A 12,819-nucleotide genomic window follows, 5' to 3' on the forward strand; every position below is an offset into this window, starting at 1 on the left:
AGCGATGCATTGGGAACTGTCCGAAGAGCAGGAGATGTTCACTGCATCCCTGCGTGAGTGGATCGCCGCGAAATTCCCGACCGACACCGTCCGGAAGTTGCAGTCGGACGGTGAAACGGGCCGGTTCACCGATGAGCTGATCAAAGACGGATGGTGGGGTGTCGGCTATCCGGAGGAGCAGTCCGGCGAAGGTGGCGGTGTACTCGAATTGGCGCTGGCCGCACGGGAATTCGGGCGGTCCGCCGCCCCCGATTCGCGGTGGCTGGCGGCCGCGCTGGTCGCACCTCTGTTGACCGAGCGGGAAATGGAGGAGCAGCTCGCCGGCCGCCGGCGATTCGTCGCCGCCATTCGCGCTGACAGGCACCCCGCATGGGCGCCGCTGGTTGCCTACGACAGTCGGCTGACGGGAACTGTTCCGCACGTTCTCGGCGCCGGCGACGCGGATATCTTCGTCGTGCCGGTGACCGGCCCCGCCGGCCCCAGCCTGGCGAGGGTGTCGGCATTGGACGTTGTTGTGGGACGCGACGATCTGCTCGACCGCTCGCGCTCGGCCGGGGCCGTCGAGTTCGCGAACGCTCCGATCCTGGAGTTCGTCGCGGCGGAGGAATCGGCGCTGTCTCGGACCGCGATCCGGGCAGCCGTACTGGTAGCCGCCGATGCGCTCGGGAGTGCCGAGCGCATGCTCGAGCTCGCTGTCGAATACAGCAAGCAGCGCCAGCAGTTCGGGCGGTCCATCGGGTCTTTCCAGGCGGTCAAGCACGCCGCGGCGCAGATGCTGGTGACGGTCGAGGCCTCGTATTCGATCGCGCTGTACGCCGCGGCCGCCGTCGACGCCGAACTCGACCAGGCCGCGACGATCGCCGCGGTCGCCAAAGCGCAGGTGAGCGACACCGTATCCGAGCTCGCGGAGTCCGCGCTCACTGTCCACGGTGCGATCGGCTACACGTGGGAACACGATCTGCACCTGTTCTACAAGCGCGCCAAACTCGACCGCACTCTCTACGGCCCGCCTTCGGTCTGGAACGAGCGGATCGCGGCCGCGTTGCTCGACGAGTCGGTGACCGCACGCTGACGCGGTTGCATCTTTTGGTCAGTCCATTGTTATAGTTGACTTAGTAGATGGATGGAGTACGGGCGTGGATTTCCAACTGACAGAGGACCAGCTCACGATTCGTGACGCGGTCGCGGAGCTGGCCGCCAAATTCGGCGATCAGTACTGGCAGGAGAAGGACGAGAAGCACGAATTCCCGACGGAGTTCTACAACGCCTTCGCCGAAGGTGGCTGGCTGGGCATCACCACCCCCGAGGAGTACGGCGGGCACGGCTACGGCATCACCGAGGCTTCGATCCTGCTCGAGCAGGTGGCCGCATCCGGCGCCGGGATGAACGGCGCCAGCTCGATGCACCTGTCGATCTTCGGCATGCATCCGGTGATCGTGCACGGCAGCGAGGAACTCAAGCAGCGGACGCTGCCGCGCATCGTCAACGGTGACTTGCACGTCTGCTTCGGTGTCACCGAGCCGGGTGCCGGACTGGATACCACCAAGATCACCACCTTCGCCCGGCGCGAGGGCGACAGTTACATCGTCAACGGGCGTAAGGTCTGGATTTCCAAGGCGGTCGAGTCGGAGAAGATCCTGCTGCTGACCCGCACGCAGAAGTTCGAGGATTCCCCGCGCAAAACCGACGGTATGACGCTGTTCCTCACCGATCTGGACCGCGACAAGGTCGACATCCGGCCCATCAAGAAGATGGGCCGCAACGCGGTGACCTCCAACGAGCTGTTCATCGACAACCTCGAGATCCCCGCCGAGGATCGGGTCGGCGAGGAGGGCAAGGGCTTCACCTACATCCTCGACGGCCTCAACCCCGAACGGATGCTGGTGGCCGCCGAAGCGCTCGGAATCGGCCGCGCCGCGCTGCGTGCCGGTGTCCGGTACGGCAACGACCGCGAGGTCTTCGGTCGCCAGATCGGCAAGAACCAGGGCATTCAATTCCCCCTCGCTGATTCGCTGGCCCGCCTCGATGCCGCCGAGCTGATGCTGCGCAAGGCCACCTGGCTCTACGACAACGGCAAACCCTGTGGGCGCGAGGCGAATACGGCCAAATATCTGTGCGCTGACGCTGGCTTCGAGGCCGCCGACCGCGCGCTGCAAACCCACGGCGGCATGGGCTACTCCGAGGAGTACAACGTGTCGCGCTACTTCCGGGAAGCGCGCCTGACCCGCATCGCGCCGATCAGTCAGGAAATGGTCCTGAACTTTCTCGGTTCCCACGTACTCGGCCTCCCGAGGAGCTACTGATGACCGATCAGACATCGACAGCCAAGAGTCCCTCCGGCGTCGAAGCCTTCCGCCTCGACGGCCGCACCGCGTTGGTCACCGGCGCCGGTGGTGGCGTCGGCGCGGCGGTAGCGGAGGCTTTCGCCGCAGCCGGCGCGGCCGTGCTGGTAACCGACATCGACAAGGACGCGGCCGCGGCCGTCAGCCGGCGAATTACCGCAGCCGGCGGCGTCGCCGAACCGTTCACCCTCGATGTGTGCGACGGCGACAACGCCCGCGACGCGGTTGCCGCCGCCGCCCGGCTCGGTGACGGCAAGCTCAATATCCTGGTGAACAACGCGGGTGTGATCGCTCCCGCGATGTTCCCGAAGATGGACGAGGCCAAGTTCCGCAAGGTTCTCGACACCCATCTCATGGGCAGTTATCACTGCAGTCATGCCGCTCTCGACTACCTGCCCGACGACGGAAGCGGTCGCATCATCAACGTGACCTCCGCGGCCGGACTGACCGGCACCATCGGCCAAGCCAATTACGGTGCCGCCAAGGCCGCGATCATCGGCTTGACCAAGTCGCTCGCGCGTGAGCTGGCCAAGCAATCGGTCACGGTGAACGCGGTAGCACCGCTGGCCGCCACCGCGATGACCGAGAACATTCGCAGCAACGAGAAACTCGCCGCGAAGACTCTCGCGCGAATACCATTGGGACGCTGGGCATATCCCGACGAGATAGCCCCCACCTTCGTCTTCCTGGCCTCCGGGGCCGCGGGATACATCACCGGCCAGGTCCTGCCCGTCGACGGCGGGACGGTGATCTGATGGGCGCACGCGTATCGGGCCCGTTCGCGACCTCGGGCCGCGAGGTCGTCATCGCCGAGGCGGTGCGCACCCCGATCGGCAGATCCCATCCCGAGAAGGGATGGTTCCGCGACATCCACCCCAATGCGATGCTGGCGTCGTGCTACCAGGATCTGGTCGCCCGCAGCGGAATCGACCCCGCCGTGGTGGAGGACCTGATCATTGGGTGCACCGCACCGTTCGGTGAGCAATCGCGAAACATCGGACGCAATGCCTGGCTGCAGGCCGGATACCCGGCGGAGGTCCCCGCGACCACGCTGGATCGCCGCTGCGGATCGGCGCAAACCGCGGTGAATTTCGCTGCCGCACTGGTGTCTTCGGGCGTGCACGATATCGTCATCGCCGGTGGCGTCGAGCACATGGGCCATGTGCCGATGAATTCTCCCGCCAAGATCAGCGAACTGTACGGTGATCCGTGGCCTGCAGCGCTGCGGGAACGCTACGACTTCGTCACTCAGGGCGAGAGCGCGGAACTGATCGCGGAACGCTGGGATATCTCCCGGACGGAGATGGACGAATTCGCGGTGCGCTCGCATGCGTTCGCGACCGAGGCCATCGCCGCCGGCCGTTTCGACGCCGAGATGGTGAAGATGGACCTCGACGGCGAGATCCGCACCGGAGACCAGACGGTCCGGCCGGGCACCTCGCTCGAGACACTGGCCAAGCTGGCGACGGTCTTCCGTCCCGAGAACGGGCGGATCACCGCCGGCACCTCGAGCCCGATCTGCGACAGCGCGGCCGCGGCGCTGCTGTGCACGCGGGAAGCGGCGCAGCGGTACGGGTTGCGCATCAGGGCGCGGATCGCAGATCAGACTACCGTCGGCGTCGACCCGATCATCATGCTCACCGGCCCGATCCCCGCCACTCACAAGCTGCTGGAGCGCAACGGTCTCGGCGTCGCCGACATCGATCTATTCGAGGTCAACGAGGCGTTCTCGTCGGTCGTCCTCGCCTGGCAGCGGGAGTTGAAGCCCGATATGGACCGAGTCAACGTCAACGGCGGTGCGATCGCACTCGGCCACGCCGTCGGCGCAACCGGCTCGCGGCTGATCGCGACGATCCTCGCCGAGATGGAACGGCGCGACAGCCACCTCGGCCTGGTGACCATGTGCTGCGGCGGCGGACTGGGCACCGGGACCCTCATCGAGCGGGTGGACTGATGCTCGACTTCGGCGAGCTGCTGCGGCCGGGAATGGGGGTTTGGTGGAGCCAGGCCGCCGCGGAGCCGCGCCCATTGGTCGATCAACTGCTCGCGCAGGCGTCCGAACTCGGCCCGCTGCGCCTGTTCACCGGGCTGAGCTGGAACGACCAGCTAGCGCAATCGATGTCGCCCACCGACACGATGGTCTCCTACGGCGGACTCGGCGCGCTCCGCGAGCTCGGAGCGACCGACCGGCTCGAGGTCGTCCCCTGTCACTACTCGGCGCTGCCTCGGATGTTCGCCGAGCATCGCCTGCCCTGCGAAGCCGGACTGCTCCAGGTGTCGCCGCCGGACCGGGACGGCATGTGCTCACTGGGAATCGGTGTCGACTACATGGCCGACGCCATCGGTCACACCCCGCTGCTGTTCGCCGAAGTCAACAAGCAGATGCCCGCGGTCCCCGGCTCACCACGAATTCCGCTGAGTCGCTTCGCGGCAACCCTCGAGACCGATCGGCCGCTGCAACAGGAGGACCGCCGTCCCGCTGGGGACCTCGACCGGGTGATCGCGGCTCGTATCGCCGAATTGATCGACGACGGCGACACGCTGCAGGTCGGCATCGGTTCCATGGGAGCGGCCGTCTTCGACGCGCTGGCCGGACATCGCGATCTCGGCGTGCACACCGGCATGATCACCGACGGGGTGCTCGCGCTCATCGACAAGGGCGTGATCACCGGTAGCCGCAAACAGATCGACGTCGGATTCTCGGTCGCCGGAACGGCATTGGGATCGGCGGATATGTACGCCCGGATCGGTGAACTTCCGGTGCTGTTCCGCCCCACCAGCTATACCCATGCGCCGCAAGTGCTTTCGACGTTGAGCTCGCTGGTCGCGGTCAACTTCGCGATCGAGGTGGATCTCACCGGCCAGGTTGGCGCGGAGATGAGCCGGGGCACCTATCTCGGCGCGGTCGGCGGCCAGGTGGACTTCGCCCGGGCCGCCGCACTGACCGGGAAGCGCTCCATCATCGCGCTCCGGTCGAAGATGCGCGGACGTTCCTCGATCAAATTCGCTCTCGACGAAGGTGTTGTCACCACCGCGCGCGCCGATGTGGACTGCGTGGTCACCGAACACGGTGTCGCGCATCTGCGCGGGCAACCACTGGCCGAGCGCCGCCGCCGTCTGATCGATATCGCGGCGCCGGAGTTTCGAGACGAACTCGCGAGCGCTGCCCGCCTCGCGTCCTGAACCCACCGAACCACTTGTCATCGAAAGGAATCACCACTCATGAGTAATCGCGTAGCGCTCGTCACCGGCGGCGCCCAGGGAATCGGCGAGGGCATCTCGCGCAAACTCGGTGCGGCCGGGTTTCGGGTCGCAGTCGCCGACCTGAATCACGACGTGGCACAGCAGACCGCGAAGGAGATCGTCGCCGCCGGTGGTCAGGCGATCGCGGTGCCGATCGATGTGACCGACACCGTCTCGGTTCGGGCAGCGGTCCAGCAGGTCACCGAGAGCCTCGGGCCGGTCGAGATCGCGGTCAACAACGCCGGCTGGGACGACTTCATGAAGTTCCTCGACACCGACGAAGCGTTCTGGGACAAGATCCTCGACATCAACTTCAAGGGCGCCCTGCGCGTCAACCACACCGTGGTGCCGGGCATGATCGAGCGCGGCTTCGGGCGCGTGATCAACATCGGCTCCGACGCGGGTCGAGTCGGCTCCTCGCTGGAGGCCGTGTACTCGGGTGCCAAGGGTGGCATCATCGCCTTCACCAAGACCCTCGCCCGCGAGGTTGCCACCAAGGGCGTCACCGTCAACACCGTGTGCCCCGGCCCGACCGACACCCCCGCGCTGCGCAAGTTCGCGAACAACTCGGGCCAGGACGCCGACAAGGTGCTGGGCGGCATGACGCGCGCGGTGCCGATGAAGCGGCTGGCGCTGCCGTCCGATATCGCGGCTGCGGTAGCGTTTTTCGCCTCTGACGAGACCGGCTACATCACCGGCCAGACCCTCTCGGTCAGTGGCGGCCTGACCATGGCGTGAGCGCCGCTGTGGGTGATGAGACCGTGGGTGACGGCACGGGGGAGTGGTCGACGGTCCGGCGCTACGAGGACGTCGACTACTCCCGCACGGCTGACGGCATCGCCAAGATCACCATCTGCAGACCGGAGGTCCACAACGCCTTCCGCCCGCAGACACTCGTGGAGATCTCCGATGCGCTCACCCATGCCCGGGAGGATCCGTCGATCGGCGTCATCGTCTTGACCGGCGAGGGTGACAAGGCGTTCTGCTCCGGAGGCGACCAGCGCGTCCGTGGCGACACCGGCTACCTTTCCGATCCGGGCAACCCGGCCGCGGTCGGCCGCTTTCACGTCACCGACCTGCAGGTGCAGATCCGCCGGTTGCCCAAGCCGGTCGTGGCGATGGTGGCGGGATACGCCGTCGGCGGCGGACATGTGCTGCAGATCGTCTGTGACCTCACCATCGCCGCCGACAACGCATGCCTGGGACAAGTGGGTCCCAAGGTCGGCTCGTTCGACGGCGGCTTCGGCGCCGGCCTGCTGGCCGATATGGTCGGTGTGCGGAAGGCCAAGGAGATCTGGTTCCTCTGCCGGCAGTACGACGCCGCCGAGGCGCTCGAGATGGGACTGGTCAACACCGTCGTCCCGCTCGCCGACCTCGAGACGGAAACACTCGCCTGGTGCCGTCGAATGCTGGAGCTGTCACCGATGGCGCTTCGGCTGATGAAGGCGAGTTTCCACGCCGCCGAAGACGGTCTGGCCGGGATTCAGCAGCTCGCGCACGATACGAATCTGCTGTTCTACGCCACCGACGAGGCCAAGGAAGGTCGCGAGGCATTCAAGGCCAAGCGGCGACCCGAGTTCGACCGTTTTCCGCGTCGAGCCTGACATATCGGAGGATCGCCGAGATGACGACATTTGGGGTCAACGCGTTCGGTGTCGGCCGCGGGCCGCAGCGGTTCGCGACCATGACCGAATTGGCGCGCGAAGCCGAGGAAATCGGATGCGCGGCAGTGTGGACCAGCGAGCTCTACAGCCGCTCGGCCACAGTGCCGATGGCGGCGCTGGCCGCGGGCACCAGTACGATCCGGATCGGATCGAATATTGCCTACGGTGTCGGCCGCAGTCCGCTGATGTGGGCGGCGGAAGCGCGTGACCTCGATGAATTGTCCGGTGGCCGAATCATTCTCGGCATCGGAAACGGTACGCCGAAGATGATGGAGGCCTGGCACGGCGTACCCGGCGAGGCGCCGGCCGCGAGAATGGCCGAACTGCTCACCGTCCTGAAGGCGCTGTGGCGTCTGCACGAGGGGCCGGTTCACCACGACGGTCGCTTCTATCACGTCCACATCTTGCCCACTTCCGACGTGCCGGAACCGATCCGGGCCGAGATTCCGATCTGGATCGCCGGTGTGAACAAGCTGATGCTGCGTACCGCCGGCGAACGTGCCGACGGGCTGGTAGGCCATCCGATGTTCACCGCCGACTATGTTCGCGGTCCGGTCGCAGACGAAATCGCCGCCGGCGCGGCGATTTCGGGCCGCGACGCGGCCGAGGTAACCATCATGGGTATCCGGATGTGCGCGATCGACGACGACGTTGAACTGGCGCGGCGCCAGGCCGCCTTCGCCATCGGCCAGTACGCCGCGTCCCGGGTCTACGATCGGCTGTTCGCCCTGCACGGATGGAGTGCGGAGCAGGAGAGGATCCGACGAGCGGCCCGGGAACGCGACACCGAGGCGCTGATCGGCGCCGTCACCGACGACATGATCGACACCATCGCGATCGCTTGCCGACCGTCGGAGTTCCCGGCAGCCCTGGCGCGGATTCCCGCCGGCTTCGACCATCTCGACCTGATCGCGCCGCCGTGGGGGCTGAGTGATCAAGAGACCCGTGCGATCAACTCCCGGATACTCGCCGGCCTGCGGACCCACCTCGCGAATTCGGTACCGGCGAGCGGTGCCGCGCCGGTGTGAGCGTTGCGATGCCCGAGCTGCGGCCTCAGGCCTCGCGCAGCTCGATTTCGGTCCGTTCCTCGACCTGGACGACGGCCTCGGCATAGCCGTGGACGTGCTTGGTCATGCGTCGCGTCGCCGCAGCGGAGTCGCCCGCCCGGATGGCGTCGGTGATCGTCTTGTGTGCCCGGTAGGTGGTCTGGCGCACCGCCTCGTCGACGAACGCGGTGTTCTCGGTCGAGCTGTAGATGGCAGTCGACAGCGCGGTCATGAAGCCGGTCAGCAGTTCGTTGTGACTGGCGGTTGCCACCGCCAGGTGCCAGTCGACGTTCGCCTGCAAAAACTCCTCGAGCGGGATGTCGAGGTCACCCAGCTTCTTGTTGGTCGCGTCCAGGGCGGCGATGTCGTCGTCGGTGCGGTACTTGGCCGCGAGCGCTGCGCAGGCCGGTTCGATCGCCTCACGGGTTTCGAGCAGGTCGGACAGTTTCAGTTGTTGTCCGCGGATGAGCAGATTCACCGATGAGGCCACCGAGGCCCCCCCGGGTTGTTGGACGAAGGCGCCGCCGGACCGGCCGGTCTTGATGACGACCAGCCCCTGGACTTCGAGGATGCGGAGAGCCTCACGAACGGTGGTCCGGCTCATCTGCGTCTGAGTCACCAATTCGCGTTCGGGCGGCAACGCGGTGCCCGATGGGAATTCCCCGCGCAGGATGCGCTCGCGAAGGTCGTTCGCCAGGACATCGGACGCTTTGGGTACCTGCATCGGCTGCAGCTGAACCGGGTGTCGCGCAACCGTGCTCGACGAGGGCGACTCGGGCATCGTCACCTGCTTTCTGTGTATTTGGTCGTACCTAATCTATCAGCAAAGCGTCCTGTCATGCGAGTTCGACTACGCGCGAGAAGAACTGTATTTTGGTCATACCAAAATAATGGTTGACTTACGGTCGTGGTCTGGATAGCTTCCAATAGAAGGAAGTCGGCCGCAGCGGTGTCGACGAGTTGCTGAATGCGAGGGACGGCGTGGCAGAGCGGGCGCAGGATGTGGTCACCTGGAAATCGGTGGCGCCGGGAATCGTGGAGGTAACGCTCCAGCGGCCGCCCGCCAATGCGCTGGGGCTGCCACTGCTGGACGGCATGCACCTGGCGATGGACGCTGCGGAGAAGGCGGGCGACGTCAAGATCATGGTGGTCCGATCGGCGCTGCCGGGATTCTTCGCCGCGGGTGCCGACATCAAACACCTGTCGACGATCGACGCCGAGTCCTTCACGGCCTACGGCGACACGATGCGTGCGGTTAACGATCGACTGACCGCGTCGCCGTGGATCTCGATTGCCGCGATCGACGGGGTGGCGCTGGGTGGGGGACTCGAACTCGCCATGGCATGCACACTGCGAGTCACGGGACATGCGGGCCGATTCGGGCTGCCCGAGGTGAAACTCGGGTTGATCCCGGGTGCCGGAGGTACGCAGCGGCTGCCCAGGCTGGTCGGGCGGGGGCGAGCGTTGGACATCATGCTCACCGCTCGTCAGGTGAGCGCGGAGGAGGCATACCGGATCGGCTTGGTGGATCGGCTCACCGACGGTGACGTCACCGAGGCCGCCGAGGCCTTCGCGCGGGAACTGCTCGGCCCCTCCTTGCCGGCCCAGCTCTCCGTGGTCCGCACGGTCGACGCGGCTTTCGACCTGCCGCTCGAAGAGGGGGCGCGCTACGAGGTCGAACAGATCCAAGCGCTGTTCGAGGACGGGGAGGCTGCAGAGGGCATCAGTGCTTTCGTCGAGAAGCGCAAGCCGCACTTCCGTTGAGCCCAGACCCCGCCGCTATCGATCTGCTTGCCACAGGAGCCTGCATGCAAACGCTGGAAGAACATTTCGAAACCCTGCTCGCGGAGGAGGTGAAGCCGGGCATCGTCGTGGTCACCTTGAACCGTCCCGACCGCTACAACGCGATGACCAACACCATGTTCGTCGAACTGGAGCGGCTGGCCTGGGGTCTGGAAACCGAGGACTCCTGCCGCGTGGTCGTCGTGACCGGCGCCGGCAAGGCCTTCTGCTCGGGCTACGACCTCGCCGATGCCGACGATCTGCCGAACCTGGGCGCGCTTGGGATGCTGGACCAGCAGGAGCGCGCCGCGCGCGCTCTGACCGCGATCCGCTCGTTGCGTGTTCCGGTCATCGCCGCGGTGAACGGCCCCGCCGCGGGCGGCGGTCTGGCGTTGGCGCTCGCGGCTGACATCCGCCTGGCGGGCCCCGCGGCGAAATTCAACGCCGCGTTCGTGCGTATAGGCCTGTCCGCCGGCGACCTCGGAACGTCGTGGTTGCTCACCCGCCTGATCGGACCGGCGAAGACGAGCGAAATCTGTTTCACGGGAAGGGTTGTCGACGCTGCCGAAGCCGCGGAACTGGGGATCGTGAACTCGGTCGGCGCGGGCGATGTGGTGGCGGACTCGCTGTCCCTCGCCGAACAGATCGCCGCGAATTCACCCGGCGGAGTGCAGTTGTCCAAGCGAGCTCTGCAAGCCAACCTCGAGGTCGGATCCTATGCGGCGGCCATCGAGCTCGAAAACCGCGGGCAGGCCCTGCTGACCCGCAGTCCGGACATGTCCGAGGCGTTGAACGCCTTCAAGGAAAAGCGCGCGCCCGTCTTTCAGGGCAAGTAGCACTGCGCAACGATACGAGGCGAGGCCGAGATATGACCATCGACTTTCCCGAGCTGCAAACGCTGACCTTCGAAGAAGCCGAACCCGGAGTCGGCATTCTGCGCATGAACCGGCCCGACCGGATGAATTCGCAGACCGTCACCATGTTCCACGAGTACCTGGCGGCCGGGCGGGCACTGCGCGACAGTGGTCTGCGCGCGCTGATCGTCACCGGTACGGGTGAGCGGGCGTTCTGCGCCGGATTCGATCTGGACGAAATCCACGTGATTACCGAGATGGGTGTCCGGGAATTCTTGAAATTCCAGGAAACGGCTACCGGAGGAATTCAATCCCTGCGCCACCTGCCGTTTCCGGTGATCGCGGCCATTCACGGGCCTGCCACCGGAGGTGGTCTGGCACTGGCGCTCGCCGCCGACATCCGCCTGGGAGCACCGACTCTGAAGATGAGCGCGGCGTTCGTGAAAGTCGGGCTCTCGATCGGTGAACTGGGCTCGTCGTTCAACCTCGCGCGCCTGGTCGGTCCGGCTCGCGCCGCCGAGATCGCCTACACCGCGCGGATCGTCGGAGCGGATGAAGCGTTGCGTATCGGCCTGGTCAATCACGTGGTCCCGTCGGAGAAACTGCTCGACGAAGCGCTCGCGATGGCCCGCCTGATCGCGCAGAACTCCCCCGGCGGTGTGCGGATGTCCAAGCGAGCGATCCAGCGCAATACCGAAATCGGTTCGTACCAGGCAGCTCTGGAACTCGAGAACCGCGGCCAGGCTCTACTCACCAGGACCGACGACATGCCCGAAGCGCTGGCGGCCTTCAAGGAGAAGCGCGCCCCCGAGTTCACCGGGCGGTGAGGCCGAGATGATGTGGGAATGGACGCCCCGAACACAAAATGCGCTGGGAGAGTTCCTGGGTAGCCGGGGGATACTCGCGGGGCCGATCACCACGAAGCGAATCGGCGACGGGCATTCCAACCTGACCTACCTGGTCGGTGACGGCGCCTCGCGAGTGGTCGTGCGCCGCCCGCCGCCGCCGCCGATTCCGCCGGGCGCCAACGACATGCTCCGGGAAGCGAAGCTGCTGCGGGCGCTGTCTGCGACCGGTGTGCCGGTACCCGACGTCCTCGCCGTAGCCCCGGAGGGTGAGGTGCTCGACGTTCCCTTCTATGTGATGAGTTTCGCCGAGGGGCCGGTTGTGACGACCCGCACTCCCGCACCGCTCGACACGCCCGACGAACGCCGCGCCGTGGGCCACAGCATGATCGACACGCTCGCCGAACTTCACAACGTGGATTGGCGGGCAGTCGGTCTCGGCCAGCTGGGACGCCCGGAGGGTTTCAACGCCAGGCATCTTCGGCGGATGCGCCGACTGGTGGCCGACGATGCGGGAAATCCCCCGCCGGAGTTCGCGGACGTCGATGCCTGGCTGGAGGCGAATACACCTGCCGAATCGGGTGCGACGCTCATTCACTGCGATTTCCGGATCGGGAATGTGGTCCTCGAACCGACTCGGCCGGGACGTATCGCCGCGGTCCTGGATTGGGAACTCGCCACCATCGGTGATCCACTGCTCGACGTCGGCTATCTCTTGGCCACGGTGCCCGAACCCGGCCGCGCGATGAACCCCACCGCGCAGCTGAGTGCCGCGATGCTTGAACCCGGATATCCATCCAAGGCGGAACTCGCGCAGCGGTATTGCGAGCGCACCGGGCGTGATCTGGGGAATCTTGCCTGGTATACGACCCTGGCGCTGTGGAAGCTCGCTGTTCTGTACGAGTACAGCCGCCGACGCGTGCTGGACGGCATCGGCGATCCCTACTACTCCGATCCCGCACTGGTGCGGAGCTTTCTCGATGACGCGCGGCACGTGGCGGGCCTGGCGGAAGCCGGAGCCCGGGCACTGTAGTCGCGCACCA

General features: G+C 66.2%; 13 protein-coding genes. 12 read left to right on the forward strand and 1 reads right to left on the reverse strand.

All coding sequences use genetic code 11. The features are described from left to right. The first annotated feature begins 4 nt into the window (after positions 1–4). The 8 genes from NE2_RS16530 to NE2_RS16565 all read left to right on the forward strand — a co-directional run bounded on the left by NE2_RS16530 (position 5) and on the right by NE2_RS16565 (position 8,277). Positions 5–1,072: an acyl-CoA dehydrogenase family protein gene (locus NE2_RS16530; RefSeq protein WP_063027125.1), complete on the forward strand. Its 1,068-nt coding sequence runs from the start codon at positions 5–7 to the stop codon at positions 1,070–1,072. A 64-nt stretch (positions 1,073–1,136) separates the two neighbouring features. After that, entirely contained in the window at positions 1,137–2,303 is a 1,167-nt protein-coding gene (locus tag NE2_RS16535) for an acyl-CoA dehydrogenase family protein (RefSeq protein WP_063027127.1), read from the forward strand. After that, positions 2,303–3,097, forward strand: coding sequence for an SDR family NAD(P)-dependent oxidoreductase (locus NE2_RS16540; RefSeq protein WP_063027129.1), 795 nt, complete (start codon positions 2,303–2,305; stop codon positions 3,095–3,097). The genes NE2_RS16535 and NE2_RS16540 overlap by 1 nt, the downstream gene beginning before the upstream one ends. Next, on the forward strand, positions 3,097–4,296 hold the full coding sequence (locus tag NE2_RS16545; protein ID WP_063027131.1) for a thiolase family protein: 1,200 nt from the start codon (positions 3,097–3,099) through the stop codon (positions 4,294–4,296). Before NE2_RS16540 ends, NE2_RS16545 begins: the two co-directional genes overlap by 1 nt. Further along, entirely contained in the window at positions 4,296–5,525 is a 1,230-nt protein-coding gene (locus NE2_RS16550) for an acetyl-CoA hydrolase/transferase family protein (RefSeq protein WP_063027133.1), read from the forward strand. Before NE2_RS16545 ends, NE2_RS16550 begins: the two co-directional genes overlap by 1 nt. A gap of 39 nt (positions 5,526–5,564) precedes the next feature. Beyond that, the gene (locus NE2_RS16555; RefSeq protein WP_063027135.1) at positions 5,565–6,323 is read left to right on the forward strand and encodes an SDR family NAD(P)-dependent oxidoreductase; all 759 of its coding nucleotides are present in this window, start codon (positions 5,565–5,567) and stop codon (positions 6,321–6,323) included. A gap of 8 nt (positions 6,324–6,331) precedes the next feature. Then, on the forward strand, positions 6,332–7,189 hold the full coding sequence (gene menB / locus NE2_RS16560; protein ID WP_233429802.1) for a 1,4-dihydroxy-2-naphthoyl-CoA synthase: 858 nt from the start codon (positions 6,332–6,334) through the stop codon (positions 7,187–7,189). A 20-nt stretch (positions 7,190–7,209) separates the two neighbouring features. Beyond that, positions 7,210–8,277 carry an LLM class flavin-dependent oxidoreductase gene (locus NE2_RS16565; protein ID WP_063027137.1) on the forward strand — a complete coding sequence of 356 codons (1,068 nt, stop codon included), beginning with the start codon at positions 7,210–7,212 and terminating at the stop codon, positions 8,275–8,277. A gap of 25 nt (positions 8,278–8,302) precedes the next feature. Here the strand turns inward: NE2_RS16565 and NE2_RS16570 are convergent, their stop codons facing one another. Beyond that, entirely contained in the window at positions 8,303–9,019 is a 717-nt protein-coding gene (locus NE2_RS16570; protein ID WP_063027266.1) for a FadR/GntR family transcriptional regulator, read from the reverse strand. Between the two features lie 257 nt (positions 9,020–9,276). Between NE2_RS16570 and NE2_RS16575 the strand changes: the two genes are divergently transcribed. Genes NE2_RS16575 through NE2_RS16590 form a run of 4 tightly spaced genes read left to right on the forward strand, consistent with a single transcriptional unit; the run spans position 9,277 to position 12,809 of the window. Next, entirely contained in the window at positions 9,277–10,059 is a 783-nt protein-coding gene (locus tag NE2_RS16575) for an enoyl-CoA hydratase/isomerase family protein (RefSeq protein ID WP_063027138.1), read from the forward strand. A 44-nt stretch (positions 10,060–10,103) separates the two neighbouring features. Continuing rightward, positions 10,104–10,913: an enoyl-CoA hydratase/isomerase family protein gene (locus tag NE2_RS16580; RefSeq protein WP_063027140.1), complete on the forward strand. Its 810-nt coding sequence runs from the start codon at positions 10,104–10,106 to the stop codon at positions 10,911–10,913. Between the two features lie 32 nt (positions 10,914–10,945). After that, positions 10,946–11,758, forward strand: a complete 813-nt coding sequence (locus tag NE2_RS16585; RefSeq protein ID WP_063027142.1) for an enoyl-CoA hydratase/isomerase family protein — start codon at positions 10,946–10,948, stop codon at positions 11,756–11,758. Between the two features lie 7 nt (positions 11,759–11,765). After that, a complete protein-coding gene (locus tag NE2_RS16590) occupies positions 11,766–12,809 on the forward strand; it encodes a phosphotransferase family protein (RefSeq protein WP_063027144.1) in 1,044 nt (347 codons plus the stop codon). Positions 12,810–12,819: the final 10 nt, after the last annotated feature.

This window comes from Nocardia elegans NBRC 108235 (assembly GCF_001612845.1).
Taxonomy (GTDB): Bacteria; Actinomycetota; Actinomycetes; order Mycobacteriales; family Mycobacteriaceae; genus Nocardia; species Nocardia nova.

Bases quoted from the DNA above. Each gene is read 5' to 3' on its own strand.
- NE2_RS16555 (WP_063027135.1), top strand. From the start codon at position 5,565: ATGAGTAATCGCGTAGCGCTCGTCACCGGCGGCGCCCAGGGAATCGGC.
- NE2_RS16530 (WP_063027125.1), top strand. From the start codon at position 5: ATGCATTGGGAACTGTCCGAAGAGCAGGAGATGTTCACTGCATCCCTG.
- NE2_RS16585 (WP_063027142.1), top strand. From the start codon at position 10,946: ATGACCATCGACTTTCCCGAGCTGCAAACGCTGACCTTCGAAGAAGCC.
- NE2_RS16590 (WP_063027144.1), top strand. From the start codon at position 11,766: ATGATGTGGGAATGGACGCCCCGAACACAAAATGCGCTGGGAGAGTTC.
- NE2_RS16580 (WP_063027140.1), top strand. From the start codon at position 10,104: ATGCAAACGCTGGAAGAACATTTCGAAACCCTGCTCGCGGAGGAGGTG.
- NE2_RS16545 (WP_063027131.1), top strand. From the start codon at position 3,097: ATGGGCGCACGCGTATCGGGCCCGTTCGCGACCTCGGGCCGCGAGGTC.
- NE2_RS16550 (WP_063027133.1), top strand. From the start codon at position 4,296: ATGCTCGACTTCGGCGAGCTGCTGCGGCCGGGAATGGGGGTTTGGTGG.
- NE2_RS16540 (WP_063027129.1), top strand. From the start codon at position 2,303: ATGACCGATCAGACATCGACAGCCAAGAGTCCCTCCGGCGTCGAAGCC.
- NE2_RS16565 (WP_063027137.1), top strand. From the start codon at position 7,210: ATGACGACATTTGGGGTCAACGCGTTCGGTGTCGGCCGCGGGCCGCAG.
- NE2_RS16570 (WP_063027266.1), bottom strand. From the start codon at position 9,019: ATGCAGGTACCCAAAGCGTCCGATGTCCTGGCGAACGACCTTCGCGAG.